Origin of the sequence: Streptomyces sp. NPDC057280, assembly GCF_042668605.1 — a bacterium.
Lineage (GTDB): Bacteria > Actinomycetota > Actinomycetes > Streptomycetales > Streptomycetaceae > Streptomyces.
Window position 1 is genome coordinate 177692 of sequence record NZ_JBHUYR010000008.1, and the last position, 24079, is coordinate 201770.

24 protein-coding genes and 5 tRNA genes are annotated in these 24079 nt (G+C 71.0%); 9 read left to right on the plus strand and 20 right to left on the minus strand.

From position 1 onward, the window contains the following. Window positions 1–124 precede the first annotated feature (124 nt). Window positions 125–1948: an HSP90 family protein gene (locus ACFUO4_RS35440; protein ID WP_383492597.1), complete on the plus strand. Its 1824-nt coding sequence runs from the start codon at window positions 125–127 to the stop codon at window positions 1946–1948. Continuing rightward, window positions 1948–4896 carry a tetratricopeptide repeat protein gene (locus ACFUO4_RS35445; RefSeq protein ID WP_383492600.1) on the plus strand — a complete coding sequence of 983 codons (2949 nt, stop codon included), beginning with the start codon at window positions 1948–1950 and terminating at the stop codon, window positions 4894–4896. Before ACFUO4_RS35440 ends, ACFUO4_RS35445 begins: the two co-directional genes overlap by 1 nt. Before the next feature lie 22 nt (window positions 4897–4918). Here ACFUO4_RS35445 and ACFUO4_RS35450 read toward each other — a convergent pair whose 3' ends face one another. Continuing rightward, the gene (locus tag ACFUO4_RS35450) at window positions 4919–6613 is read right to left on the minus strand and encodes a DAK2 domain-containing protein (RefSeq protein ID WP_383492603.1); all 1695 of its coding nucleotides are present in this window, start codon (window positions 6611–6613) and stop codon (window positions 4919–4921) included. A gap of 256 nt (window positions 6614–6869) precedes the next feature. Here ACFUO4_RS35450 and rpmB point away from each other — a divergent pair, with 256 nt between their 5' ends. Then, window positions 6870–7055 (plus strand): 50S ribosomal protein L28, encoded by a 186-nt coding sequence (gene rpmB, locus ACFUO4_RS35455; protein ID WP_003993230.1) that lies wholly within the window; start codon window positions 6870–6872, stop codon window positions 7053–7055. 80 nt (window positions 7056–7135) lie between these two features. Here the strand turns inward: rpmB and thiD are convergent, their stop codons facing one another. Together thiD and ACFUO4_RS35465 are read right to left on the minus strand one after the other, a co-directional pair. Then, entirely contained in the window at window positions 7136–7924 is a 789-nt protein-coding gene (thiD, locus tag ACFUO4_RS35460; protein ID WP_128112243.1) for a bifunctional hydroxymethylpyrimidine kinase/phosphomethylpyrimidine kinase, read from the minus strand. Beyond that, window positions 7921–8886, minus strand: a complete 966-nt coding sequence (locus ACFUO4_RS35465; RefSeq protein WP_079310409.1) for a thiamine-phosphate kinase — start codon at window positions 8884–8886, stop codon at window positions 7921–7923. Before ACFUO4_RS35465 ends, thiD begins: the two co-directional genes overlap by 4 nt. Window positions 8887–9092: 206 nt before the next feature. Here ACFUO4_RS35465 and ACFUO4_RS35470 point away from each other — a divergent pair, with 206 nt between their 5' ends. Together ACFUO4_RS35470 and ACFUO4_RS35475 are read left to right on the plus strand one after the other, a co-directional pair. Beyond that, on the plus strand, window positions 9093–9326 hold the full coding sequence (locus ACFUO4_RS35470) for an Lrp/AsnC family transcriptional regulator (RefSeq protein WP_020121007.1): 234 nt from the start codon (window positions 9093–9095) through the stop codon (window positions 9324–9326). A gap of 20 nt (window positions 9327–9346) precedes the next feature. Next, entirely contained in the window at window positions 9347–9841 is a 495-nt protein-coding gene (locus tag ACFUO4_RS35475; RefSeq protein ID WP_079310410.1) for a DUF3515 domain-containing protein, read from the plus strand. A gap of 3 nt (window positions 9842–9844) precedes the next feature. Here ACFUO4_RS35475 and ACFUO4_RS35480 read toward each other — a convergent pair whose 3' ends face one another. The 3 genes from ACFUO4_RS35480 to ACFUO4_RS35490 all read right to left on the minus strand — a co-directional run bounded on the left by ACFUO4_RS35480 (window position 9845) and on the right by ACFUO4_RS35490 (window position 12844). Further along, the gene (locus tag ACFUO4_RS35480; protein WP_383492608.1) at window positions 9845–11002 is read right to left on the minus strand and encodes a D-alanine--D-alanine ligase family protein; all 1158 of its coding nucleotides are present in this window, start codon (window positions 11000–11002) and stop codon (window positions 9845–9847) included. Between the two features lie 70 nt (window positions 11003–11072). Next, on the minus strand, window positions 11073–12083 hold the full coding sequence (locus ACFUO4_RS35485) for an NAD(P)H-dependent glycerol-3-phosphate dehydrogenase (RefSeq protein WP_079310411.1): 1011 nt from the start codon (window positions 12081–12083) through the stop codon (window positions 11073–11075). Beyond that, complete coding sequence (locus ACFUO4_RS35490; protein WP_079310412.1) at window positions 12080–12844, minus strand: 1-acyl-sn-glycerol-3-phosphate acyltransferase; 765 nt, start codon at window positions 12842–12844, stop codon at window positions 12080–12082. Before ACFUO4_RS35490 ends, ACFUO4_RS35485 begins: the two co-directional genes overlap by 4 nt. Before the next feature lie 156 nt (window positions 12845–13000). Here ACFUO4_RS35490 and cofC point away from each other — a divergent pair, with 156 nt between their 5' ends. Continuing rightward, window positions 13001–13639, plus strand: a complete 639-nt coding sequence (gene cofC / locus ACFUO4_RS35495) for a 2-phospho-L-lactate guanylyltransferase (protein WP_383492612.1) — start codon at window positions 13001–13003, stop codon at window positions 13637–13639. A gap of 69 nt (window positions 13640–13708) precedes the next feature. Beyond that, window positions 13709–13900, plus strand: a complete 192-nt coding sequence (locus ACFUO4_RS35500; RefSeq protein WP_383492615.1) for a hypothetical protein — start codon at window positions 13709–13711, stop codon at window positions 13898–13900. Between the two features lie 61 nt (window positions 13901–13961). Here ACFUO4_RS35500 and ACFUO4_RS35505 read toward each other — a convergent pair whose 3' ends face one another. The 4 genes from ACFUO4_RS35505 to leuC form a co-directional block, all read right to left on the minus strand. Then, window positions 13962–14615 carry an HU family DNA-binding protein gene (locus ACFUO4_RS35505; RefSeq protein WP_079310413.1) on the minus strand — a complete coding sequence of 218 codons (654 nt, stop codon included), beginning with the start codon at window positions 14613–14615 and terminating at the stop codon, window positions 13962–13964. 137 nt (window positions 14616–14752) lie between these two features. Then, a complete protein-coding gene (locus ACFUO4_RS35510; protein ID WP_079310414.1) occupies window positions 14753–14983 on the minus strand; it encodes a hypothetical protein in 231 nt (76 codons plus the stop codon). Window positions 14984–15260: 277 nt separating this feature from the next. Then, window positions 15261–15854, minus strand: a complete 594-nt coding sequence (gene leuD, locus ACFUO4_RS35515; protein ID WP_383492619.1) for a 3-isopropylmalate dehydratase small subunit — start codon at window positions 15852–15854, stop codon at window positions 15261–15263. 6 nt (window positions 15855–15860) lie between these two features. Then, window positions 15861–17285, minus strand: a complete 1425-nt coding sequence (gene leuC, locus ACFUO4_RS35520; RefSeq protein ID WP_383492621.1) for a 3-isopropylmalate dehydratase large subunit — start codon at window positions 17283–17285, stop codon at window positions 15861–15863. A gap of 192 nt (window positions 17286–17477) precedes the next feature. On the opposite strand from leuC, the gene ndgR reads away from it, so the two are divergent. Next, window positions 17478–18194 carry an IclR family transcriptional regulator NdgR gene (gene ndgR, locus ACFUO4_RS35525; protein WP_015036427.1) on the plus strand — a complete coding sequence of 239 codons (717 nt, stop codon included), beginning with the start codon at window positions 17478–17480 and terminating at the stop codon, window positions 18192–18194. A gap of 76 nt (window positions 18195–18270) precedes the next feature. On the opposite strand, the gene ACFUO4_RS35530 is transcribed toward ndgR, so the two are convergent. Beyond that, a complete protein-coding gene (locus ACFUO4_RS35530) occupies window positions 18271–18789 on the minus strand; it encodes a DUF4188 domain-containing protein (protein ID WP_383492624.1) in 519 nt (172 codons plus the stop codon). 89 nt (window positions 18790–18878) lie between these two features. Here ACFUO4_RS35530 and ACFUO4_RS35535 point away from each other — a divergent pair, with 89 nt between their 5' ends. Further along, entirely contained in the window at window positions 18879–19523 is a 645-nt protein-coding gene (locus ACFUO4_RS35535; RefSeq protein ID WP_383492627.1) for a MerR family transcriptional regulator, read from the plus strand. A gap of 66 nt (window positions 19524–19589) precedes the next feature. On the opposite strand, the gene ACFUO4_RS35540 is transcribed toward ACFUO4_RS35535, so the two are convergent. From ACFUO4_RS35540 to ACFUO4_RS35580, 9 genes are all read right to left on the minus strand, one after another. Then, a tRNA-Glu gene (locus ACFUO4_RS35540) sits at window positions 19590–19662 on the minus strand. Between the two features lie 28 nt (window positions 19663–19690). Beyond that, window positions 19691–19762 (minus strand) — tRNA-Gln (locus ACFUO4_RS35545). A 20-nt stretch (window positions 19763–19782) separates the two neighbouring features. Then, window positions 19783–19855: transfer RNA gene (locus ACFUO4_RS35550), tRNA-Glu, on the minus strand. Window positions 19856–19917: 62 nt separating this feature from the next. Further along, window positions 19918–19990: transfer RNA gene (locus ACFUO4_RS35555), tRNA-Glu, on the minus strand. Between the two features lie 21 nt (window positions 19991–20011). Next, window positions 20012–20083 (minus strand) — tRNA-Gln (locus ACFUO4_RS35560). Between the two features lie 91 nt (window positions 20084–20174). Then, on the minus strand, window positions 20175–20906 hold the full coding sequence (locus ACFUO4_RS35565; protein WP_383492630.1) for an HAD family hydrolase: 732 nt from the start codon (window positions 20904–20906) through the stop codon (window positions 20175–20177). A 60-nt stretch (window positions 20907–20966) separates the two neighbouring features. Beyond that, complete coding sequence (gltX, locus tag ACFUO4_RS35570; protein ID WP_383492634.1) at window positions 20967–22451, minus strand: glutamate--tRNA ligase; 1485 nt, start codon at window positions 22449–22451, stop codon at window positions 20967–20969. After that, on the minus strand, window positions 22435–23211 hold the full coding sequence (locus tag ACFUO4_RS35575) for a fumarylacetoacetate hydrolase family protein (RefSeq protein WP_383492637.1): 777 nt from the start codon (window positions 23209–23211) through the stop codon (window positions 22435–22437). Before ACFUO4_RS35575 ends, gltX begins: the two co-directional genes overlap by 17 nt. 137 nt (window positions 23212–23348) lie before the next feature. After that, a complete protein-coding gene (locus ACFUO4_RS35580; protein WP_079310421.1) occupies window positions 23349–23534 on the minus strand; it encodes a hypothetical protein in 186 nt (61 codons plus the stop codon). Between the last annotated feature and the right edge of the window lie 545 nt (window positions 23535–24079).

The window sequence follows — 24079 nt, forward strand, 5'->3', positions numbered from 1 at the left end:
TGGTCAGGCGGGCTGTTCCGGCTTTAGGATGGCGCGCCTCCGGCCATCCCCTCCGCGGTCACCGCCCCACCGGGACCGCCCGACCCCGCGCCGTAGACCGTCCCCCGCCCACGGCGCCGTTGCGATGGACTCCCAGACCTCACAGGCATCCCAGGCTTCTCCGTCCCACACCTTCCAGGTCGACCTGCGTGGTCTGGTGGACCTGCTCTCCCATCACCTCTACTCCAGTCCGAAGGTCTATCTGCGCGAGCTGCTGCAGAACGCCGTGGACGCCATCACCGCCCGGCGGGCCGAACAGCCGGGCGCCCCGGCCCAGGTACGGCTGTACACGACCGGCGGCGCCCTGCGGGTCGAGGACTCCGGCGTGGGTCTCACCGAGACGGACGTGCACGAACTGCTGGCCACCATCGGCCGCAGCTCGAAGCGGGCCGAGGGGATCCAGGAGGCGCGGTCCGAGTTCCTCGGGCAGTTCGGCATCGGGTTGCTCGCCTGTTTCGTGGTGGCCGAGCGGATCCGGGTGGTCAGCCGCAGCGCCCGTACGCCGGACGCGGCGCCGGTGGAGTGGACGGCGAGCGACGACGGTTCGTACACCGTGCGGACGCTGGCGCCCGAGGCCCGGCCCGAGCCCGGCACCACCGTGCACCTGACGGCCCGGGCGGGGGCCGGGGAGTGGCTGGCGCCGGAGCGGGTCCTGACGCTGGCGCGGGACTTCGGCGCGCTGCTGCCGTACGACGTGCGGGTGGACGGCGAGGCGGTCACCGATCTGCCGGCGCCCTGGGACCGGTCCCACCCCTCCCCCGCCGCCCGCAGGGTGGCCCTGGCGCGGCACTGCCATGACCTGTTCGGGTTCACTCCACTGGACTCGATCGAGCTGAACGTGCCGCTCGCGGGGGTCCGCGGGATGGCGTACGTCCTGCCGTCGGCGGTCAGTCCGGCGCAGCGGGCGACACATCGCGTCCACCTCAAGGGGATGCTGCTGACCGAGCGGGCCGAACAGCTCCTGCCGGACTGGGCGTTCTTCGTGCGGTGCGTGCTCGACACGGACAGTCTGAGGCCCACCGCGTCGCGGGAGGCGCTGTACGAGGACGAGACGCTGGCCGCCGTACGGGAGGCGCTGGGGGAAAGGATTCGGTCCTGGCTGACGGGGCTCGCCGCGGGCGATCCGGAACGGCTGGCGGCGTTCTTGTCGGTGCACCACCTGGGCGTGAAGTCGCTGGCGCGGCACGACGCGGAGATGCTGCGCACGATGCTGCCGTGGCTGCCCTTCGAGACGACCGACGGGCCTGTGTCCCTGGCGGAGTTCGCGCGGCGCCACCCGGTCGTGCACTTCACGCGGACCGTCGAGGAGTTCCGGCAGGTCGCGCCCATCGCGTCGGCGCAGGGCATCGGGGTGGTGAACGGCGGTTACACGTACGACAGCGACCTGGTCCAGGCGCTGCCGTCGGTGCGGCCGGGGACGGTGGTGGCGGAGCTGGACGCGGACACCGTGACCGCGCATCTGGACGCCGTCGACCCGGCCGAGGAGCTGGCGCTGGCCGGCTTCCTGGCGGCGGCGCGGGCCACGCTCGACCCGCTGGGCTGTGATGTCGTCCTGCGCGCCTTCCACCCGCTCACCGTGCCCGCCCTGCACCTGGACGACCGCGCCGCCCGCCACGAGCAGGCCCGCGCCGACGCCGAGGCGCAGGCCGACGACCTGTGGGCGGGCATCCTCGGCTCGCTGCGCGGCACCACCCCCCGCGCGCGTCTGGTGCTCAACCACCTCAACCCGCTGATCCGGCGGATCAGTTCGCTGCGCGGGCCGGAACTGATCGGCACCGCCACGGAGTCCCTGTACGGGCAGGCGCTGCTGATGGCGCAGCGGCCGCTCCGGCCCGCCGACTCGGCGCTGCTGAACCGGGCCTTCATCGGACTGCTGGAGTGGGCGACGAACGGCGAGGAGGGGCACTGATGGGGGAGATCGCGGACTTCGACGCGCTGCGCCGGGCGATGGCGGAGAACGGCGAGCAGCCGGAGGGCCCGGCCCGCAACGCGCGCGCGGAGCAGCTGCTGGCCGAGGCGGAGAAGCTGAACATCCCGCTCGCCGTGATCGAGGCGCTCGGGCACCAGCTGAAGGTCTACAACTACAGCTCCGAGAAGGACAAGATGTTCGTCCCCTTCGCGCGTCTGCTGCGCATGTGGGACGAGCGGCCCGAGGACTTCGACGAGTACGAGGCCCATTCGCTGCACTGGGTCTTCAAGTGGATGTCGTCCGGGATGCTCGACCAGCCGCACATCCCGCTGGCCTCCATAGAGAAGTGGCTCGGCGAGATGGAGCACCGCTACCGGCTCGCCGGGCACTCCGAGCGGGCGGTGCGCAGCGTCGAGTTCACGGTGGCCGCGCATGTCGGGGACACCGCGCGCGCGGAGCGGGCGTTCGCCGCGTGGCTGGCCGCCGACCGGGACGCCATGGCCGACTGCCACGCGTGCGAGCTGAACGGGCAGGGCTGGTGGCGGGCGGAGCAGGGCCGGGACGCGGAGGCGCTGCGGCTGTGGGCGCCGGTCCTGGAGGGCGAGTTCACCTGCGCGCACGAACCGCACACCGTCCTGGCCTCCTCCTTGGTCCCGCTGCTGCGGCTGGGCCGCCTGGACGAGGCGCGGGCCAACCATCTGCGGGGCTTTCGGCTGGTGCGGGCCATGGAGAGCATGCGCTCCGCGTACGCCGACCATGTGGAGTTCTGCGCGCTGACCGGCAACGAGGCCCGCGGTCTGGAGCTGCTCGCGGAACGCCCGGCGTACTTCACGGACAGCGGGCATCCGCGCGGCAAGCTGGAGTTCCTGAGCGTGGTCACGCTGCTCATGGACCGGCTGACCGGCCTCGACCTGGGCGACCACCCGGTGCCGGGACCGGCCGGCCGGACGTGGACCGCCCGTGAACTGGCGGCACACGCGCGTACGGAGGCCCTGGACCTGGCCGGGCAGTTCGACCGGCGCAACGGCACGACGTACGTCAGCGACCGGGCACGCGCGCGCATGACGCGGGAACCGCTGGTCGAGCGGCTGCCGTTGGGCGTGCGCGCCGCCCGCGAGGCCACCGCACCGACCGCTCCGCCCCAGCCCGCCGCGCCGGAGAGCGACCTCACCGCTCTGATCGCCGAGGCGCGCCGCCTGTCCGACGGCCTCCAGCCGAACGCCGTGGAGGCGTGGGCGGCGGTCGCGCGGGCCGCGGAGGGCGTCGAGCTCGACCCGCGCGACCGGGCGGAGATCGTCGACCACCGGGCGATGGACCTGGGCCCCGCGGGCCTGGACCTGTTCGAGGACGCCGCCGAGCTCTACGCGGCGGCGGGCGATCCGGGAGAGGCGCTCGCGGCACGCACGCGTGGGGCGTTCATGCGGGCCCTCGCCGGTGATGTGGAGGGCGCGCTGGCCGCGGTCGCGGGGCCGTACGACGAGGCCCTCGCCCTGTACGCCGAGGACGGCACCGGCGTACGGCAGACGGCGTCGGTGCTGATGGGGCGGGCGCGGATCCTGCTGCGGCGGGTGCAGGCGGCCGAGGAGGAGGGTGCCGTGCCGGCGTCGGTCCTGGCCGAGGCCGAGGCCGCCGTCCGGGAGGTGCTCGCGCTCGTCGACGGGCGGGCCGGCGAGGACGTGCGGCTCGGCTCGCGGGACGCCGAGGCGCGGGCCATGCTCGCGGAGCTGGCGGTGCACGCCGGGGACCTGCCGAGGGCCGCGGGGCTGTTCGCGCGGGCCGCGGAGGGGTTCGTGGCGGCGGGGCTGCCGTGGTTCGCGGTGGAGTACCAGGCGAGGCTGGCCGGGCTCGCCCACCATCTCGGCGACATCGGGCAGGCCGAGTGGGCGCTGCGGGCGGCCCTGACGCACGGCGCACCGTATCTGGAGGCCACCGGACGGGCCCAGCTGCACCTCCAGCTCGCCGAGGTGCTCGGCGGCACGGGGCAGCCGGAGGAGGCCGCCGAACAGGCCCTGGAGGCGGCGCACTGGGCCGACGAGGCCGGTGCCGGGCCCACGCTCGGCGCCTGGGCGCGGCATCTGCTCGGCGGGTTCCTGCTGCGGCAGGGCCGGTGGGCCGAGGCGGCGGCGGTGCTGGAGTCGGCGCTGCCCGACCTGAGCGTCGACACGCACGGCGACGCCGCGGTCGTCCAGGCGCAGTGGTGGCTCGGCGACTGTCTGAGCGAGCTCGGTGAGCACCGTGAGGCCGCCGAGCACCGGCTCCGGGCCGCCGAGCTCGCCCGGGAGTGGCCCGAACAGCAGGACCACGCGACGCTGGCCCACCTCGCCGGCGAGTCCCTCGGCGAGGCGGGGCTGCCCGACGAGGCCGACCGGGCGTACACGCGCGCGGGCGAGCTGTGGCGCGAGGTCGGTGACGTGCACGGGCTGGTCCGCTCGCTGCGCGCCCGCGCGTGGCTGGCGCTGCGCGCGGAGGGCGGGCAGGACGAGGCCCGGGAGCTGATGGCGGAGGCGGTGCGGGAGTGCGGGGAGGCGCTGGGCGCGGACTCCGTGGCCGACGAGGCCCGCCAGCGGCTCGTCGCCGAACTCGGGCACACCCATCGGCAGTACGGCGACCTGCTCGCCCGTTCGGCCGCCGAGGACGCCGAGGACGAGACGATCCAGGCCGCCCTGGAGGACGCCCTCGCCCAGATGACCGAGGCCATCGTGGTGTTCGCGTCCCTCGGCGACGACGCCCTGCACAGCCGCACCGGCGCCGAGCTCGCCGCGGGCTGGCTGGAGGCCGACCTCAGCCGCCCCGAGCGCGCGGCGGCACGCGCGCGTGCGGTGCTGGCGGCGTACGAGGACTACGAGCCGTACGAGGCCCCTGGGGCGTACGACGAGGACGAGGACGAGGAGACGGCACAGGCGCGCTGCGCGGAGGCCCAGCAGATGCTCCAGGTGCTGGACGACTGACAGTCGCTGAACGACCGGGGCGCTACTCGACCCCGATGAGCAGCAGCGCGCCCTGCCGTCCGCCCCGGTACACCACGGTGTCGACGGCGAGGTACGCCTCACGCACGCGTGCTTCGAGGTGGTCGGCGATGGAGTCGGGGGCGTCGTCGCCGAGGACGAGGGTCACGAGTTCGCCGCCCGCCGACAGCATGCGGTCCAGGACGGTCTCGGCGGCGGAGGTGATGTCGGAGCCGATCACGGCCACGTCGCCGTCGATGAGGCCGAGGACGTCGCCCGCCTCGCAGATGCCGGCCAGGGTCCAGGACTGGCGTTCGGCGACGGCGATCTCGGCGTAGCGGGTGGCGCCGGCGGCCGAGGTCATCGAGACGACGTCCTCGTCGAAGCGGCGTCCGGGTTCGTGCACGGCGAGCGCGGCGATGCCCTGGACCGCGGAGCGGGTCGGGATCAGGGCGACCCGGATGCCCTCGGCGCGGGCCTGCTCGGCCGCGGCGGCCGCGGTGTGGCGCAGGTCGGCGTCGTTGGGCAGCAGCACGACCTCGCGCGCGTGGGCCCGTCGTACGGCCTCGACGATCTCCCCGCTGGCGGGCGGCTCGCCGGGGCGCGCGAGCACGGTGGTGGCGCCCGCCTCCGTGTAGAGCCCGGCCAGCCCTTCGCCCGGCACGACGGCGACGACCGCCCGCTGCACCCGCTCCCGGGGCGGCCGCTCGCCCCCGCGCGTGTGGACGTCACCGAGCGCGAAGTGCGTGATCCGGATCCGGTACGGCCGCCCCGCCTCGACGCCCGCCTCCACGGCCGCGCCCGCGTCGTCGACATGCACATGGACGTTCCACAGCCCGTCGCCCCCGACGACGACGAGCGAGTCCCCCAGGGCGTCGAGTCGGGTCCGCAGCCGGGCCACGGCGGCGTCCTCGGCCTCCAGGAGGTAGATCACCTCGAAGGCGGGCCCATCGGCCTCCACGGGCACATCGGCGCACTCGTCGGCAGCCGCCATGGGCGCCGTGTCGGAAAAATCGGCAACGGCATCCACGCGCGCGTGCCCAGGGGAAGCAGGCGCCACCATGCGCGGCACCTCCCCGGTGAACGTCTCCACCAGCGCCCCGAGCACCGCCACCAGCCCCCGGCCGCCCGCGTCGACCACCCCGGCCCGTTCCAGGACGGCAAGCTGCCCCGGGGTCGCCGCGAGCGCCGCCCGGGCCCCGTCGTAGGCGGCCCGCGCGACCGCCCCGCAGTCGCCCTCGCTCCCTTCGGCGGCGTCGGCCGCGGCCGAGGCGACGGACAGGACCGTGCCCTCCACCGGGTGGGCCACGGCCTCGCGCGCGGAGTCGGCCGCGCGCCGCAGGGCGAGGCGGAGGCCGGTCCCGTCGGTATGAGACGCCTCACTGTCGCCGGCGAGGACCTGGGCCATGCCGCGCAGCAGCTGGGCGAGGATCGTCCCGGAGTTCCCGCGGGCGCCTACGAGGGCGCCGTGCGCCATCGCGCGGGCCGCGTCGGCCAGCGAGGGCCGGCCGTTCTCGTCGTAGGCGGTGAAGACGGCCTCGACGGCCGCCGCCGCGGACTCCGCGGTCAGATACAGGTTGGTGCCGGTGTCGCCGTCGGCCACGGGATAGACATTGATCGCGTCGATCTCCTCGCGCGCCCGCCCGAGCGCCTCCAGCGCGAGACCGCACCAGGTGCGCACCGCGAGAGCATCGAAGAATGTCTGCGGCACCTGCGCCACCTGCGCCTCCTTGGACTGCTGGACGTGGACGCAGCGTAGACCCCGGGAAGGTGTCCACCGGAAGAGGGCCGGGAGCAGGGCCCTGAGCAGCCATGGTAGTTTCGTTCTACTGGCGCAGTCGTTGTATGCTGCTCCGGTTGCCCGATCCGATCGGGCCATTCCCCTGGCAGCGCCACTCAGATCTCTGATCCTACGATCTCGATCCCGGCTTGCCGGGAGCCAACCGTAAGTGCATCTGAAGTCTTTGGAGTGACCCGTGGCTGCCAACTGCGACGTCTGCGGCAAGGGGCCGGGCTTCGGCAACAACATCTCGCACTCGCACCGCCGTACGTCCCGTCGCTGGAACCCGAACATCCAGCGCGTCCGTACCGTGGTCGGCGGGACGCCGAAGCGCGTGAACGCTTGCACCTCGTGCATCAAGGCCGGCAAGGTCTCGCGCTGACGCACAGCTAAGCGCGCGGCCACTGCTGGTTCGCTGCACTGAGCCGGTCCACCGAGAGGTGGGCCGGCTTTTTGCCGTGCCTACGCCGTGAACTGCCACGCATGGTCGACGGGGCCGATGCCGGCGCCCAGCGCGAACCCACCCTTGATCGCCCCGGTGACGTACTCCTTGGCCGCCGCCACCGCCTCCGGCACGGACCGCCCCTTCGCCAGCTCCGACGCGATCGCCGAAGCCAGCGTGCAGCCCGTGCCATGGGTGTGCCGGTTGTCGTGGCGCGGTGCCCGCAGCCAGTGCTCCTCTGAGCCGTCGGTCAGCAGATCGACGGCGTCCCCGGTCAGGTGACCGCCCTTGATGAGCACCCACTTCGGGCCGTACGAGAGCACGGCCCCGGCGGCCCGCCGCAGGTCCCCCTCGGACTCGACACGCACCCCGGTCAGCTGGGCCACCTCGTCGAGGTTCGGGGTCGCCACGGTCGCCGCCGGGAGCAGCCGGGTGCGCACCGACTCCAGCGCCGAGTCGGCCAGCAGTGAGTCGCCGTGCTTCGACACCCCGACCGGGTCGACGACCGCCGGGGCGTCGGTTCCGGCGAGCAACTCGGCCACCGCCTCGACGAGTTCGGCCGAGGCCAGCATGCCGGTCTTGACGGCCTGTACGCCGATGTCGTCGACGACGCTGCGGTACTGGGCCCGCACGACCTCCACGGGCAGCGGCCAAGCCCCTTGCACGCCCAGGGAGTTCTGCGCGGTGACGGCGGTGACGACGCTCATGCCGTGCACGCCGAGCGCGAGCATCGTCTTCAAGTCGGCCTGGATTCCGGCTCCTCCGCCGGAGTCGGAGCCCGCCACCGTCAGCACGCAGGGGGGCTTCACGACTCGATGTCCCCGAAGTGGTCCCAGCCGCCCTTGCTCGTCCACGGCGCCCCGTCGACGGTCACCTGGGGCAGCGCCGAGGGGTTGAGGACCTCGCCGATGACCTTCCAGCGGGCGGGCAGCTTCACGTCCGGCGGGAAGGTGGCCACGATCGCGTGGTCCTCTCCCCCGGTCAGCACCCACTGCATGGGGTCGACGCCGACGGCCTGCCCGATGTCGTTCATCTGGGACGGGATGTCGATCGCGCCGGAGCGGATGTCGATGCGGACCTTGCTGGCCTCCGCGATGTGCCCGAGGTCGGCGATCAGCCCGTCGCTCACGTCGCACATGGCGGTCGCGCCGAGGCCCGCCGCCGCCGGTCCCGCGTGATACGGCGGCTCGGGACGCCGGTGCGCCTCCACGAAGGCCCGCGGCGAGCGGAAACCGCGCGACAGCACCGCGTACCCGGCGGCCGACCAGCCCAGCCAGCCCGTCACGGCCACGAGGTCGCCGGGCTGAGCGCCGGCCCGCGTGACGGGCTCCTGGTTGCGCAGATCGCCGAGCGCGGTGATGGACACCATGATCATGTCCCCGCGTACGACGTCTCCGCCGACCACCGAGGCGCCCGCGACCTGGCACTCGTCGCGCAGGCCGTCCATCAGCTCGGACGGCCAGGTCACCGGGAGTTCGGCCGGGACGACCAGGCCGAGCAGCAGGGCCGTCGGCACGGCGCCCATGGCGGCGATGTCCGCGAGGTTCTGTGCGGCGGCCTTGCGGCCCACGTCGTAGGCCGTGGACCAGTCCCGGCGGAAGTGCCGCCCCTCCAGGAGGATGTCGGTGCTGGCCACGACCCGGCGGTCGGGAGCGGCCACCACCGCGGCGTCGTCGCCGGGGCCGACCCGGACCGCCGGGGTGGTGGTGAGACGGGAGGTGAGCTCCCTGATGAGCCCGAACTCCCCGAGCTCACCAACAGTGCCCTTCATTGCCCTTTCGCCCCTTCTGTCCCTTGCCGTGCCCGGTCGCGCGTGACCAGTGTCCTCGATACGGTCGAAGTGACCGTCGACTTCTGCCATGTCTGCACCCCGGCGCGGGTGTCCGCGCCCCCGCAGGTCTCCCCGCGGCGAGCGGCGACGCGATACCGTGGCGTTCCTTTTCCCCACATGATCCTCGTGGCCGCCCTGGAGGTTCCGTGGTACAGGCGTACATCCTGATCCAGACGGAGGTCGGCAAGGCGTCGACCGTCGCCGAGACGATCAGCAAGATTCCTGGAGTGATCCAGGCCGAGGACGTGACAGGACCTTATGACGTGATCGTGCGGGCCCAGGCGGACACCGTCGACGACCTCGGTCGGCTGGTGGTCGCGAAGGTCCAGCAAGTGGACGGCATCACGCGCACCCTGACCTGCCCGGTCGTGCATCTGTAGCCCCCGTCTACCCTTGGCCGGTGAACTCTTACCGTCACCGGCTCATCGGCCTGCCCGCGCTCGCCCTGCTGATCATCACCACAGGTTGCTCATCAGCAGACGACAGCGACTCGGTGACGGTTCCCAACCCCACGGCCGAGGTCGCGAAGCTGTGCCGGAACCTGGACAGTGTCCTGCCGGACAAGGTCGACGGTCTCGACCGGCACGATCCCGAGCCCGCGTCCGCGCTGACCGCGGGCTGGGGAAGCCCGGCGATCATACTGCGCTGCGGTGTCACCCGGCCGCCGAAGATGGTCGACCCCAAGGTGGCCACCGGGAGCGACCCGGACGCGATCGCCGGTGAGGTGAACGGTGTGGAGTGGCTCATGGAGAAGCAGGACGACGGTTCGACCCGCTTCACCACGGCCAATCGCAAGGTGTACGTCGAGGTGACGGTCCCGAAGGGCCGGGACACCGCGGGGATGCTGACCGACATGGCCGCGTCGATCAAGAAGGCGATCCCCTACGGGAAGTGACCGCTACCGCAGCCCCGTGGAGCGTCGCAGCGCCGCCTGGATCAGCCGGTCCACCAGCTCCGGGTAGCCGATCCCGGTCGCCTGCCACATCTGCGGGTACATCGAGATCGGCGTGAAGCCCGGCATCGTGTTGATCTCGTTGATCACGAACTCGCCGTCCTCGGTGAGGAAGAAGTCCGCGCGGACCAGCCCCTCGCAGGAGGCCGCGTCGAAGGCGTCCACCGCGAGCCGCTGCACCTCGGCGGTCTCCTGCGGCGTCAGCGGCGCCGGCACCAGGCCCGGGGTGGAGTCGATGTACTTGGCCTCGAAGTCGTAGTACGCGTGGGCGTCCGGCGGCGGGATCTCCGCGGGCACCGAGGCACGCGGGCCGTCCTCGAACTCCAGGACGCCGCACTCGATCTCACGGCCGCGCAGGGCCGCCTCGACGAGGATCTTCGGGTCGTGCCGCTGGGCCTCGGCGATCGCCTCGTCGAGCCCGGACAGGTCGTCGACCTTGGTGATGCCGATCGACGAACCCGCGCGCGCGGGCTTCACGAACAGCGGCCAGCCGTGCTCGCCGGCGAAGTCGACGATCTTCTTGCGGGCGGCCGACTCGTCCTGCTCCCACTCACGGGGCCGGATCACCACGTACGGGCCGACCTTGAGCCCGAAGGAGGTGAACACCCGCTTCATGTACTCCTTGTCCTGGCCGACGGCCGAGGCGAGCACGCCCGAGCCGACGTACGGGACACCGGAGAGCTCCAGCAGACCCTGGAGGGTGCCGTCCTCGCCGTAGGGGCCGTGCAGGACGGGGAAGACGACGTCGACCTCGCCGAGCGCCTTGGGCACCGATCCCGGTTCGCTGTAGACGACTTCGCGGTTCGCGGGGTCGACGGGGAGCACCACGCCGCCCTCGTGCGACTCGGCCAGCTCGTCGACGTTGGGCGTACGGCGCTCGGTGATCGCCATACGGTCCGGCTCGTCGGCGGTGAGCGCCCAACGGCCGTCCTGGGTGATGCCGATCGGCAGGACGTCGTACTTGGTCCGGTCGATGGCCTTCAGGACGGCGCCGGCGGTGACCACGGAGATCCCGTGTTCGGAGCTGCGCCCGCCGAACACGACGGCCACGCGCGGCTTGCGAGACGGCTGCTCAGGGCTCTGGGGGAGGTTCTCGGTGCTCATATCGCGTTGAGAGTACCCGTTGGTAGAGCCCCGATACAGCGTGGCCGGAGTGGCGTCGCCCCGGCGTCGCTCAGCGTCGTTCGGGCTTCGCGCTGCGCGACATCAGCTCCTTGACGGCGACCACCGGAGGCTTGCCCTCGTGCACGATGGCGACGACCGTCTCGGTGATCGGCATGTCGACGCCGTGCCTGCGGGCCAGATCCAGCACGGACTCACAGGACTTGACGCCCTCGGCGGTCTGCTTGGTGACCGCGATGGTCTCCTGGAGGGTCATGCCCTTGCCGAGGTTGGTGCCGAAGGTGTGGTTGCGCGAGAGCGGCGAGGAGCAGGTCGCCACCAGGTCACCGAGACCGGCGAGTCCGGCGAAGGTGAGCGGGTCGGCGCCGAGCGCGACACCGAGCCGCGCGGTCTCCGCGAGGCCGCGCGTGATGAGCGAGCCCTTGGCGTTGTCGCCGAGCCCCATGCCGTCCGCGATGCCGACGGCGAGCCCGATGACGTTCTTCACCGCGCCGCCGAGCTCACAGCCGACCACGTCCGTCTCGGTGTACGGCCTGAAGTACGGCGTGTGGCAGGCGGACTGGAGTTTCTGCGCGACCGCCTCGTCGGTGCACGCGACCACCGCGGCGGCCGGCATCCGGGCGGCGATCTCGCGCGCGAGGTTGGGGCCGGTGACCACGGCGACGCGGTCCTGCCCCACCTTGGCGACGTCCTCGATGACCTCGCTCATCCGCATGGCGGAGCCGAGTTCGACGCCCTTCATCAGCGACACGAGGACGGTGTCGGGCGCGAGCACCGGCACCCATTCGGCGAGGTTGCCGCGCAACGTCTGCGAGGGGACGGCGAGAACGGTGAAGTCTGCGTCGCGCGCGGCCTCGGCGGCGTCCGTCGTCGCCCGCAGGTTCACCGGGAGTTCGACGCCGGGAAGGTAGTCCGGGTTCGTACGCGTGGAGTTGACGGCTTCCGCGAGTTCGGCGCGGCGGCCCCACAGGGTGACCTCGCAGCCCGCGTCGGCGAGGACCATGCCGAAGGCGGTGCCCCACGATCCGGTGCCGAAGACAGCCGCCTTGACGGTCGTGCTCACTTGGCGCTCTCCTCCTCGTGGCCGGCCTCGGCCTGGCTCCGCCGGCGCTGCTCGATCCGCTCCTTGCGCGGGTCGTAGGGCGTGGCGGGCGCCTTCTCGCCGCGGATCTCCTCCAGCTGGCGGGTGATGGCGGCCATGATGACCTCGGTGGCGTCCTTCAGGAGGTCCGGGGTCATCTCCTTGTCGTAGAACGGCGTCAGGTCCACCGGGGGGCCCGCGAGGACCCGCGAGGTCTTGCGCGGGCGGAGGTTGAGCTTCTTGGCGTACGGCGGCAGCAGCTCGTTGGCGCCCCACTGGGCGACCGGGATCACCGGGCACTTGGTCTGCAGGGCCACCCGCGCGGCGCCGGTCTTGCCGGTCATCGGCCACTGCGCGGGATCCCGGGTGATGGTGCCCTCGGGGTAGAACGCGACGCACTCGCCGCGCTCCACGGCGTCGATCGCGGCGCGGAAGGCGCTCAGCGCGTCCGTGGTCTCGCGGTAGACGGGGATCTGTCCGGTGCCGCGCATGAAGGCACCGACGAATCCCTTCTTGAAAAGTCCGCTCTTCGCGAGGAATCGCGGAACGCGGCCGGTGTTGTACTGAAAGTGCGCGTACGCGAAGGGATCGATGTGCGAATTGTGGTTCACCGCGGTGATAAATCCGCCATCAGCCGGAATGTTCTCCATTCCGCGCCAGTCCCGCTTGATCAGAACCACCAGCGGCGGTTTGGCGATCACCGCTGCCAAGCGGTACCAGAAGCCGATTCTGCGGCGGGGCACGCGGACACCTTCCTCTAGGGGCCTTCAGGGCCGCACAAGTGTCGCCCCAGGCCGCCGGTCTGTCGAGAACACCGTACGCCTCGCCGCGACGACCGCCAGATGGCCCAGGTGACGGCTGAGTGACAATGGCCGCGACAAGAGAGGGACGGAACGCTCGTGCAGTGGACCTTGGTCATACCCCTGAAGCCCCTGGCGCGGGCCAAGAGCAGGCTCTCGGACACCGCCGGGGACGGGCTGCGCCCGGGCCTCGCCCTCGCCTTCGCCCAGGACACGGTGGCAGCGGCGCTGGCCTGCCGGGCGGTCGGGGATGTGGCAGTAGTCACGGACGACCCGCTGGCCGGCCGCGAGCTGTCCGCCCTGGGCGCCCGCATCGTCCCCGACGAGCCCCGGGGCGGCCTGAACGCGGCGCTGGCGTACGGGGCGGGTGTCGTACGGGCCGCACACCCCCGACGTGCCGTAGCGGCCCTCAACGCCGATCTGCCGGCTCTGCGCCCCCTGGAATTGGCCCGGGTCCTGGACGCGGCGGCGGAATTCCCGCGCGCATTCCTCCCGGACGCGGCGGCAATAGGCACGACACTGCTGGCGGTCCGCGAGGGCCAGGAATTGCGCCCGGCTTTCGGAACGGATTCCCGGGCCCGCCATCGGGCGTCAGGGGCGGTGGAGCTCTGCCTCTCCGGGGTGGACTCCGTACGCCAGGACGTGGACACGGGCGAGGACCTGCGAGCGGCGCTGGCACTGGGGGTGGGACCGCGGACGGCGAGCTTCTCAGCAGGGCTGCTGATCAGAGGCTTTTAGGGGCGCGGGGAACTGCGCGACCAGCCACGACGAACCCGCAGCCGACAACGACGCACTACCCTGACCACCATGCAGGCCACCGCATACACCTACGACGCCGAGACCCGCACCGGCAGCGTGCTGCTGGACGACGGCACCCCGGTCCCCTTCGACGCCCCGGCGTTCGACGCGGGCGGTCTGAGGCTGCTGCGGCCCGGGCAGCGGGTACGGATCGAACTGGACGGCGACAAGGTCACCGTCGTAACCCTCCAGACGTTCTGAACGCGCCGCGGGCCGGACTCCCAGAACGGAGTCCGGCCCGGCGCGTGAGTACCGCTCGCGCTTACCTCTTGCGGGCGGTGGCCTTCTTGGCGGTGGTCTTGCGGGCCGTCGACTTCGCGGCGGGCGCCTTCTTGGCGGTCGCCTTCTTCGCCGGGGCCTTCTTGGCCGTCGCCTTCTTGGCGGTGGTCTTCTTCGCGGCGGTGGTCTTGGCGGCGCCCGTGGTCTTCTTGGCCGTCGTCTTCTTCGCCGTCGTCTTCTTGGCGGCCGCCGTGGTCTTCTTGGCGGTCGTCTTCTTCGCCGTGGTCTTCTTCGCGGCGGCGGTCGCCTTCTTCGTCGGGGCGGCCTTCTTCGCCGCCGCCTTCTTGACCGTGGCGGAAGCCCCACCGGTCAGGCTGCCCTTGGGGGCCTTCTTGACCGCGACGTCGTTCTTCGGGAGCTTCTTCGTGCCGCTCACCAGGTCCTTGAAGCCCTGGCCCGCACGGAAGCGCGGAACGGAGGTCTTCTTGACCCGAACCCGCTCGCCCGTCTGGGGGTTGCGGGCGTACCGGGCCGGGCGGTCGACCTTCTCGAACGAACCGAAGCCGGTGACCGAGACCCGGTCCCCCGCCACGGTCGCGCGGACGATGGCGTCCAGGACCGCGTCGACCGCGTCGGCGGCCTGCTGACGGCCACCGACCTTGTCGGCAATCGCTTCTACGAGCTGCGCCTTGTTCACGTCTTCCCCTTCGGAGACATCGCCCGAACGAAACTGTTCAGGCTTTTTCGCACGTTAGGCAGATATATACCGCAAATCAAACACGAAACGGGCTTATCACCCTTGTGCCGCAACGGGTTCGGCTGTCTCGGACTTGTTCAGCGTTCCTCTTCGGGGAATCGACCCGCGTCGAGGTCCGCCGTGAAGGCCTCCAGACGCCTTGCCGCATCGGCGAGATCGTGCTTGGCCGCGGCCGTAATGACCAGCAGCTTCCGGGTCAGCGCCATCCGTACGCCCTCCGGGACTTGCAGTGCGCGCACCCTTGTGTGCGCTTCCTTGAGTTGGTCCGCGACCGCCGCATAGAGCTCGAGTTGGCCGTCGTGTTCCATGCACAGATTGTGCCATCTGGGGCGAGTTGTCGCCCGCTCAGGGTGCAACTGCCGCCTCAAACGGCCTTCCGGGCGCGCGCCGAAGCCGCGGCCACGACTTTCGCGTACCCCTGCAACACCCCTTCTAACGGGGGAAGTTGAGAAGCGTTTCGGGCGGGCGCAGGGCCGTTCGGGTGCAGACACGGCTGTACCCCCGATCGGGCTGATCGGGGGTACAGCGGGGGGTGTTCGGTGGCCGAAACTCGACCTGTTCAGTTGGGTCGCGCGAGGGGCGCGGTCAGACCTCGAGCGTCCGCGGCTTGAACGAGGGCCGCTTGGCCTCGTACGCGGCGATGTCGGCCTCGTTCTGGAGGGTGATGGAGATGTCGTCCAGCCCGTTCAGCAGCCGCCAGCGGGAGTTCTCGTCCAGCTCGAAGCTCGCCGTGATGCCCTCGGCGCGCACCTCGCGGGCCTCCAGGTCGACGGTGATCTCGGCCTCGGGGTCCTTCTCGCTCAGCTCCTGGAGCGCCTCCACGATCTTCTGGTCCAGAACGACCGTGAGCAGGCCGTTCTTGAGCGAGTTGCCGCGGAAGATGTCGGCGAAGCGGGAGGAGATGACGGCCTTGAAGCCGTAGTTCTGCAGCGCCCACACGGCGTGCTCACGAGAGGAGCCGGTGCCGAAGTCGGGGCCGGCGACCAGGACGGTCGCGCCCTTGCGCTCGGGCTGGTTGAGGATGAACGTCTCGTCCTTGCGCCAGGCCTCGAACAGCCCGTCCTCGAACCCGTCCCGGGTGACCTTCTTGAGCCAGTGAGCAGGGATGATCTGGTCGGTGTCGACGTTGCTGCGGCGCAGCGGGACGGCCCGGCCGGTGTGCTTGGTGAATGCTTCCATGACTGATCAGACTCCAGCGGCGACAGGGGCGTCGGACAGGTCGGCGGGCGAGGCCAGGTGGCCCAGCACGGCGGTCGCCGCGGCGACCTGCGGCGAGACCAGGTGCGTACGGCCGCCCTTGCCCTGCCGTCCCTCGAAGTTGCGGTTGGAGGTGGACGCGGAGCGCTCACCCGGGGCCAGCTGGTCGGGGTTCATGCCCAGACACATCGAGCAGCCCGCGTGCCGCCATTCGGCGCCGGCGTCCTTGAAGACGACGTCCAGGCCCTCGGAGACGGCCTGCAGGCCGACCCGCGCGGAGCCGGGAACGACCAGCATCCGTACGCCGTCGGCGACTTTGCGGCCCTTGAGGAGTTCCGCGGCGGCGCGCAGGTCCTCGATACGGCCGTTGGTGCACGAACCTACGAAGACGGTGTCCACCTTGATGGAGCGCAGCGGCTGCCCGGCCTCCAACCCCATGTATTCCAGGGCCTTTTCGGCGGCGAGGCGCTCCGAAGCGTCTTCGTACGAAGCAGGATCGGGGACGTCCGCCGAAAGCGGCGCGCCCTGACCGGGGTTGGTTCCCCAGGTGACGAACGGCGACAGTTCGGCGGCTTCGATGACGACCTCGGCGTCGAACTCGGCGTCCTCGTCCGTCTTCAGGGTCTTCCAGTACGCGACGGCCGCGTCCCAGTCCTCGCCCTTGGGCGCGTGCGGGCGGCCTTCCAGGTAGTCGAACGTGGTCTGGTCGGGGGCGATCATGCCCGCGCGGGCACCGGCCTCGATCGACATGTTGCAGATGGTCATGCGGGCCTCCATCGAGAGTTTCTCGATGGCGGAGCCGCGGTACTCCAGGACGTAGCCCTGGCCGCCGCCGGTGCCGATCCTGGCGATGATCGCCAGGATCAGGTCCTTGGCGGTGACGCCCTCGGGCAGTTCGCCGTTGACCGTGATGGCCATGGTCTTCGGGCGGACCAGTGGCAGCGTCTGGGTGGCCAGCACGTGCTCGACCTGGGAGGTGCCGATGCCGAACGCCAGGCCGCCGAAGGCGCCGTGCGTGGAGGTGTGGGAGTCGCCGCAGACGACCGTCATGCCGGGCTGGGTCAGGCCCAGCTGCGGGCCGACGACGTGCACGACGCCCTGCTCGACGTCGCCCAGCGGGTGCAGGCGCACACCGAACTCGGCGGCGTTCTTGCGCAGCGTCTCCAGCTGGACCCGGGAGACCGGGTCGGCGATGGGCTTGTCGATGTCGAGGGTCGGGGTGTTGTGGTCCTCGGTCGCGATGGTGAGGTCGAGGCGGCGCACCTGGCGACCGCTCTTGCGGAGGCCGTCGAAGGCCTGCGGGCTGGTCACCTCGTGCAGCAGATGCAGATCGATGAAGAGGAGGTCGGGCTCGCCCTCGGCGCGCCGGACGACGTGGTCGTCCCAGACCTTCTCCGCGAGTGTCCTACCCATCGCTTTCCCTCCGGCCGGCAAGAGGTGCGCCGGCCCAACTAGAGATCTTCCGGAAGCGGCGCCCGCACCCCTGGATTCCCGGGCAGCCGCCGCCAGGCCCGTTTGGTCCGCGGGCCGCTGTGCATCCAAGGGTTGCGCGTCTCACGAAAAAAGGAACTTGCGTTTCACAGAGTGAGACGTGAGTATCGTTGCATGGACAACAGTAGCGGCGTCGGCGTTCTGGACAAGGCAGCCCTTGTCCTCAGCGCCCTGGAGTCCGGTCCGGCCACCCTCGCAGGGCTTGTGGCGGCCACCGGACTGGCAAGACCCACGGCCCACCGGCTGGCCGTGGCTTTGGAACACCACCGTATGGTGGCGCGCGACATGCAGGGCCGTTTCATTCTCGGCCCGCGCCTCGCGGAACTGGCCGCGGCGGCCGGCGAGGACCGCCTGCTCGCCACGGCGGGCCCGGTCCTGACGCATCTGCGTGACGTCACGGGCGAGAGCGCCCAGCTCTACCGCCGCCAGGGAGACATGCGCATCTGCGTCGCCGCGGCGGAGCGCCTGTCCGGCCTGCGGGACACCGTCCCGGTCGGCTCGACGCTCACGATGAAGGCCGGCTCCTCGGCCCAGATCCTGATGGCCTGGGAGGAGCCGGAGCGCCTGCACCGCGGCCTCCAGGGTGCCCGCTTCACGGCGACGGCCCTGTCGGGCGTCAGGCGCCGCGGCTGGGCCCAGTCGATCGGTGAGCGCGAGCCGGGCGTCGCGTCCGTCTCAGCGCCCGTACGCGGGCCTTCCAACCGGGTCGTGGCCGCCGTGTCGGTCTCCGGCCCCATCGAGCGTCTGACGCGCCACCCGGGCCGTATGCACGCCCAGGCCGTCATCGACGCCGCGGCCCGCCTCTCCGAGGCCCTGCGCCGCACGGGCTGAGCCCGGACCGGGGACATCGACGAAGGGACCTGCCCCAACGCCGCGGCAGGCCCCTTCGTTCCCCCGATCCCCCGTGTCAGCCGGTCTTCCCGGCCGTCTTCGCCGACCGGTGCGCGAACCGGTCCTTGGCGTACCGCCCCCGCCGCTCCAGCGGCACCTGCCCGTGCGCTCCGGCGAGGCCGAACGCGGGCATGTCCGCGTAGATCGCCTCGTACGACCCCTCGGGCACCACATAGGCCTCGTGCCAGATCCCCACGTGGCCCTTGACCTTGCCCTCCCGCTCCTTGCGGTTGAGGAGCGCCCAGACCGGGTGGTGGCGCATCTCCGGCGCGTGGGCGTAGGCGTAGAGCTTCTCCTTGGACTCCCAGTACTGGACGACGTAGTACGTCCGCGGCGACGCCGTCAGCATCACCTTGCCCAGCAGCCCCCGGCCCGGGTCCTTGGCGAGCTCCGCCAGCATGCGGAACATCGAGACCATCACCAGTCCCCACTGGTGCACCGCCCAGAAGTGGTTGATGCGCATCCCGATGAGCAGGACCACCACGTCCCCCTCGGCATCGGCGGTCGTACGGCCCAGCACGGACTTCGCGAACACGGCTCCCCCACGACTCCCTCGTCGGATAGCGGCACTATCCTTCTGAACGATGCTTGGATAGTGGCACTCCCCAATGAAAGGCGCAAGACATGCGGCTGGCCGAACTGAGCGAGCGCAGTGGGGTGTCCACGGCGACGATCAAGTACTACCTGCGCGAAGGGCTGTTGGCCCCGGGCCGCCAGATCAACACGACCACCGCCGAGTACGACGAGGAGCATCTGCGCCGGCTGCGGCTGATCCGCGCGATGATCCAGGTGGGCCGGGTGCCGGTGGCGACGGTCAAGGAGGTACTGGGGCACGTCGACGACGACTCCCTGCCCCGCACGATGCGCCTGGGCGCGGCGGTGTGGGCCCTGCCGCAGGTGCCGGAGCCGGACGCGGACGACGAGTTCGTACAGGGCGCGCGGGTCGCGATGGAGGAGCTGCTCAGGACGCTGGGGTGGTCCAACGCCCAGGCCATGACGACGATCTCGCCGTCGTTCCGTTCCCTCGTGGTGGCGGCCGCCGCGCTGCGCCGGCTCGGCTACGACTGGAGTCCCGAGACGCTCGTGCCGTACGCCCGGCTGATGCACCAAGTCGCCGAGCTGGACATGGAGTTCATGGAGTCGCATGTCTCGGAGGCGGAGAAGGCGGAGGTGGCGGTGCTGGGCGTGGTGCTCGTCGAGCCGATGCTCCAGGCGCTGCACCGGCTCGCACAGGAGGAGGAGTCGACGCGGCGGTACGGCTTCGAGTAGAGCGGCGGGAGCCGGTCGCCGGGAACGGCGAAGGCCCCCCACCGAAGTGGAGGGCCTTCCTCTACGTACCCCCGACCGGATTCGAACCGGCGCTACCGCCTTGAGAGGGCGGCGTGCTAGGCCGCTACACAACGGGGGCGTGGAGCCTGCGTTACCGCAGGTCCGAGCTGGTCTACCTGGACTCGAACCAAGACTAACTGAACCAGAATCAGTCGTGCTGCCAATTACACCATAGACCAATGTGGTTTAGACCAGTCAGTACCCCCGACCGGATTCGAACCGGCGCTACCGCCTTGAGAGGGCGGCGTGCTAGGCCGCTACACAACGGGGGCCCTAGCGATCCTGCATCGATGGTGGTGGGAGCTACCCGAGCCACCTTCGCGGGAAGGATCTGTACCCCCGACCGGATTCGAACCGGCGCTACTGCCTTGAGAGGGCAGCGTGCTAGGCCGCTACACAACGGGGGCTTTGCAGATGAGCTCTGCGAGCTGGCCTACCTGGACTCGAACCAAGACTAACTGAACCAGAATCAGTCGTGCTGCCAATTACACCATAGGCCACTGGAACGCAAGCCCCGAAGGGGATCTTGTTCTAGTTTCGCGCTGTGGGTTTCCGGCCTTTCGGCCCGCTCCCCTCGGCGCAGGAAGAACATTACCCGAAGGTGGACGGGGCTCCAAAACGGGTATCCGCGCCGAGGATCGCGGGGAGTTCGGCGAGGGTGGCGATCCGGTGCGGGCCGACGGGTGGGGCGGCGTCGGCGTACGCGCCGTCGCGGTTGATCCACACCGAGAGCAGCCCGGCGTCGGCGGCGCCCCGGCCGTCGATCTCCGGGTGGTCCCCGACGTACGCCACCTCGTGCGGGGCGAGGTCCAGGGCGTCGCAGGCGGCGAGGAAGGCGGCGGCCTCCGGCTTGGAGACGCCGAGTTCGGCGGCGCACAGGATCGCCTCGAAGCGGTCGTGGACGCCGAGGACGCGCAGCTTGTGGTCCTGGACGTGGATGCTGGAGTTGGACAGCACCGCGTGCCGGTGGCTGGCGGCCAGGGCGTCCAGGGTCGGCAGGACGTCCGGGAACAGGGCCCAGACGGTCTCGTAGTGAGCCAGGTAACGCCGGAACCAGGCGTCGGCCTCGGCGTCGGTCAGCCGCTCGCCCAGGAACACCCGTACGCGGTCGCGGCGCTGGTCCTCGAAGGACACCTCGCCGGCCGAGAAGCGCGCCCACTGGGCGTCGGTGATCGTCCGCCAACGCACGAGGGCCTGCTCCGGAGTCTCGTCTCCGGTGAGCAGGCCCTCGGCCGTCAGATGCAGGCGCATGCCCTCGCGGTCCGCCGTGGTGTAGTCGAAGAGAGTGTCGTCGACGTCCCAGATCACGGCGTGAATGCTCATGATCCGACGGTAACCCGGGCCGCGCGGGCGCGTCCGGCGATTGGGGTCACGCGACGGGGGTCACGCCGTCAGCTTCGCCAGGGCCGCGTCGATGCGGGCCAGCGTCGCCTCCTTGCCCAGGATCTCCAGGGACTCGAAGAGCGGCAGGCCGACGGTGCGGCCGGTGACGGCGACGCGGACCGGTGCCTGGGCCTTGCCGAGCTTGAGGCCGTGGGCCTCGCCGGCGGCCAGGACGGCCTCCTTCAGCGACTCCGCGGAGGTCCAGTCGGCCGCGTCGAGCTTCTCCCGGGCCGTGGCCAGGAGCGCGTCGCTGCCCTCCTTCATCGCCTTCGCCCAGGACGGCTCGTCGAAGACCGGCTCCGCCAGGAAGAGGAAGTCGACGTTGTCGGTGATCTCCGACAGGACCTTCAGACGGGTCTGGGCGTGCGGGGCGATCGCCTGCCACTTCGCCTCGTCGAACTCCTCCGGCGACCAGGGCGCGAAGGGCGCCTGGAGCCAGGGGGCGCAGCGCTCGGTGAAGTCCTTCACGTCCAGCAGGCGGATGTGGTCGGCGTTGATCGCCTCGCACTTCTTCAGGTCGAAGCGTGCCGGGTTGGGGTTGACGTCCGCGATGTCGAAGGCCGCGATCAGCTCGTCGGTGCTGAAGATGTCCTTGTCCGCGGAGAGGGACCAGCCCAGCAGGGACAGGTAGTTGAGCAGGCCCTCCGGGAGGAAGCCGCGCTCGCGGTAGAGGTTGAGGGACGCCTGCGGGTCGCGCTTGGAGAGCTTCTTGTTGCCCTCGCCCATGACGTACGGCAGGTGGCCGAACTGCGGGGTGCCCTTGGCGACGCCCAGCTCGATGAGCGCCTTGTAGAGGGCGATCTGGCGGGGGGTGGAGGAGAGCAGGTCCTCGCCGCGCAGAACGTGGGTGATCTCCATCAGGGCGTCGTCGACCGGGTTGACGAGGGTGTAGAGCGGGGCGCCGTTCGCGCGGACGATGCCGTAGTCCGGGACGTTCTCCGGGGTGAAGGTCAGCTCGCCGCGGACCAGGTCCGTGAAGGTGATCGTCTCGTCGGGCATGCGGAAGCGGACGATCGGCTCGCGGCCCTCGGCGCGGTAGGCCTCGACCTGCTCGGCGCTCAGGTCGCGGCAGTGGCCGTCGTAACCGGAGGGCTTGCCGGCGGCGCGGGCGGCCTCGCGGCGCTCGTCCAGCTCGGCCTGGGAGCAGTAGCAGTGGTAGGCGTGGCCGGCGTCGAGGAGCTTGGCGGCGACGTCCTTGTAGAGGTCCATGCGCTGCGACTGGCGGTAGGGCGCGTGCGGGCCGCCGATCTCGGGGCCCTCGTCCCAGTCGAAGCCGAGCCAGCGCATCGAGTCGAGCAGCTGCTGGTACGACTCCTCGGAGTCGCGGGCCGCGTCGGTGTCCTCGATGCGGAAGACCAGGGTGCCCTGGTGGTGCCGGGCGAACGCCCAGTTGAACAGGGCGGTGCGGACCAGGCCCACGTGGGGGTTACCGGTGGGCGAGGGGCAGAAACGTACGCGGACGGGTGCGCTAGCCACGCTTGACAACCTTGTTGGTGAGAGTGCCGATGCCTTCGATGGTGACGGCGACCTCGTCGCCGACGGTGAGCGGTCCGACGCCTGCCGGGGTGCCCGTGAGGATCACGTCGCCGGGGAGCAGCGTCATGGCCTCGGAGATGTTGACGATCAGATCCTCGATCGGGTGGATCATCTCGCTGGTGCGGCCGAGCTGGCGCTGCTGGCCGTTGACCGTGAGCTGGATGGTGAGGTCGCTCGGGTCGAGGTCGGTCTCCACCCAGGGGCCGAGCGGGCAGGAGGTGTCGAAGCCCTTGGCCCTGGCCCACTGCTTCTCGCGCCGCTGCACGTCACGGGCGGTGACGTCGACGGCGCAGGTGTAGCCGAGGATGACGTCCTTGACGCGCTCGCGCGGGACCTCGCGGCACATGCGGCCGATGACCACGGCCAGCTCGGCCTCGTGGTGGAGTTCCTCGGAGAAGGACGGGTACTGGATCTCGTCGCCGGGGCCGATCACCGAGGTGGACGGCTTGAAGAAGGCGAACGGGACGTCCGGGACGTCGTTGCCGAGTTCGCGGGCGTGCTCCGCGTAGTTGCGGCCGTAGGCCACGACCTTGTTGGGGAGCACCGGCGGCAGCAGCCGGACCTTGCTCAGCGGGACCTTCGTGCCGGAGAGCTCGAAGTCGGCGAACGGGATGCCCTTGATGATGTCGAGGACGAGCTCGTCCGGCTTGTCGCCCTCGACCGCGCCGAAGGCGACGTTCCCGTCGATGGAGAATCTGGCGATGCGCACGGGATCCTTGCGCCCCTTAACTGAGCTGGCTGGAGTCTGACGCTCCAGGCTAACGCGGTCAGGGGCCGCTGCCTCGCGCATTACCGAGGGCGCCCCGCGCATCGGCGTGGGCGCCCTGGTGGTCGTACGGCTGTGATCTACTCGGCGGCGGCGGTGACCGGGATCTCCATCAGGACCGTGCGGCGCGGGTTGGCCGTCTGGGCCGGGAGGTCGACGGAGTGCTCCGGGAGCTCCGGGGTCTGCAGGTCGTCGGCGTCCTCGAGGTGCGCCAGCGTCGTGCGCCGCGGGTTGGCTATGTTGCGGAACATCATCGTCGTCTTCACGGTTGCAGTGGACCTTGTCGTCCTCGGGCGTCGGCGGAGTCCCGAAGGACCCTCGCGCAGACGCGGGTTGTCAAAGTGTTACGTCATGTAAAGCGTCAGGCTAAACATGCAATTCCCCTCCGAAGCGCGGAAGACCCCATGATCCGCGTGTGAGTTTGCTCACGACCCCCGGGGCAAAGCGGTCAATTCCGACTCGCAACTCACCCCAACGAAACGGACATTGACCCCCTGAAGGCATCATTCCGCTCCTGATCATGGCGACTGGGACACCCCCGTCACGTCAACGATCCGTAGGCATACGTCCGGTATCGTCCGGATCACTTTCTACGACCGGTGACTCCGCCCTCACGTGGTGTCACGTAGGTCACGGCCTGACCCACTGCCCTTGTTGGAGATCCGGCACTGTGCTGGAATCTCACGGACCGCCGCAGGATCGAGCCGGCGCACAGGGGGCGCCTCGAGCGCCGAGTGGCGGCGAGAGGGGGAGCCAGCGCCGGTCACTCACGACCATCGGGGGGCGTAATTCAGGACGCCCCTCAGTACGC

Bases quoted from the DNA above. Each gene is read 5' to 3' on its own strand.
- ACFUO4_RS35465 (WP_079310409.1), bottom strand. From the start codon at position 8,886: ATGAAGGGCACTGTTGGTGAGCTCGGGGAGTTCGGGCTCATCAGGGAG.
- leuC (WP_383492621.1), bottom strand. From the start codon at position 17,285: ATGGGTAGGACACTCGCGGAGAAGGTCTGGGACGACCACGTCGTCCGG.
- ACFUO4_RS35510 (WP_079310414.1), bottom strand. From the start codon at position 14,983: ATGGAACACGACGGCCAACTCGAGCTCTATGCGGCGGTCGCGGACCAA.
- ndgR (WP_015036427.1), top strand. From the start codon at position 17,478: ATGGACAACAGTAGCGGCGTCGGCGTTCTGGACAAGGCAGCCCTTGTC.
- ACFUO4_RS35500 (WP_383492615.1), top strand. From the start codon at position 13,709: ATGCAGGCCACCGCATACACCTACGACGCCGAGACCCGCACCGGCAGC.
- ACFUO4_RS35440 (WP_383492597.1), top strand. From the start codon at position 125: ATGGACTCCCAGACCTCACAGGCATCCCAGGCTTCTCCGTCCCACACC.
- ACFUO4_RS35445 (WP_383492600.1), top strand. From the start codon at position 1,948: ATGGGGGAGATCGCGGACTTCGACGCGCTGCGCCGGGCGATGGCGGAG.
- ACFUO4_RS35480 (WP_383492608.1), bottom strand. From the start codon at position 11,002: ATGAGCACCGAGAACCTCCCCCAGAGCCCTGAGCAGCCGTCTCGCAAG.
- leuD (WP_383492619.1), bottom strand. From the start codon at position 15,854: ATGGAAGCATTCACCAAGCACACCGGCCGGGCCGTCCCGCTGCGCCGC.
- ACFUO4_RS35565 (WP_383492630.1), bottom strand. From the start codon at position 20,906: ATGAGCATTCACGCCGTGATCTGGGACGTCGACGACACTCTCTTCGAC.
- ACFUO4_RS35535 (WP_383492627.1), top strand. From the start codon at position 18,879: ATGCGGCTGGCCGAACTGAGCGAGCGCAGTGGGGTGTCCACGGCGACG.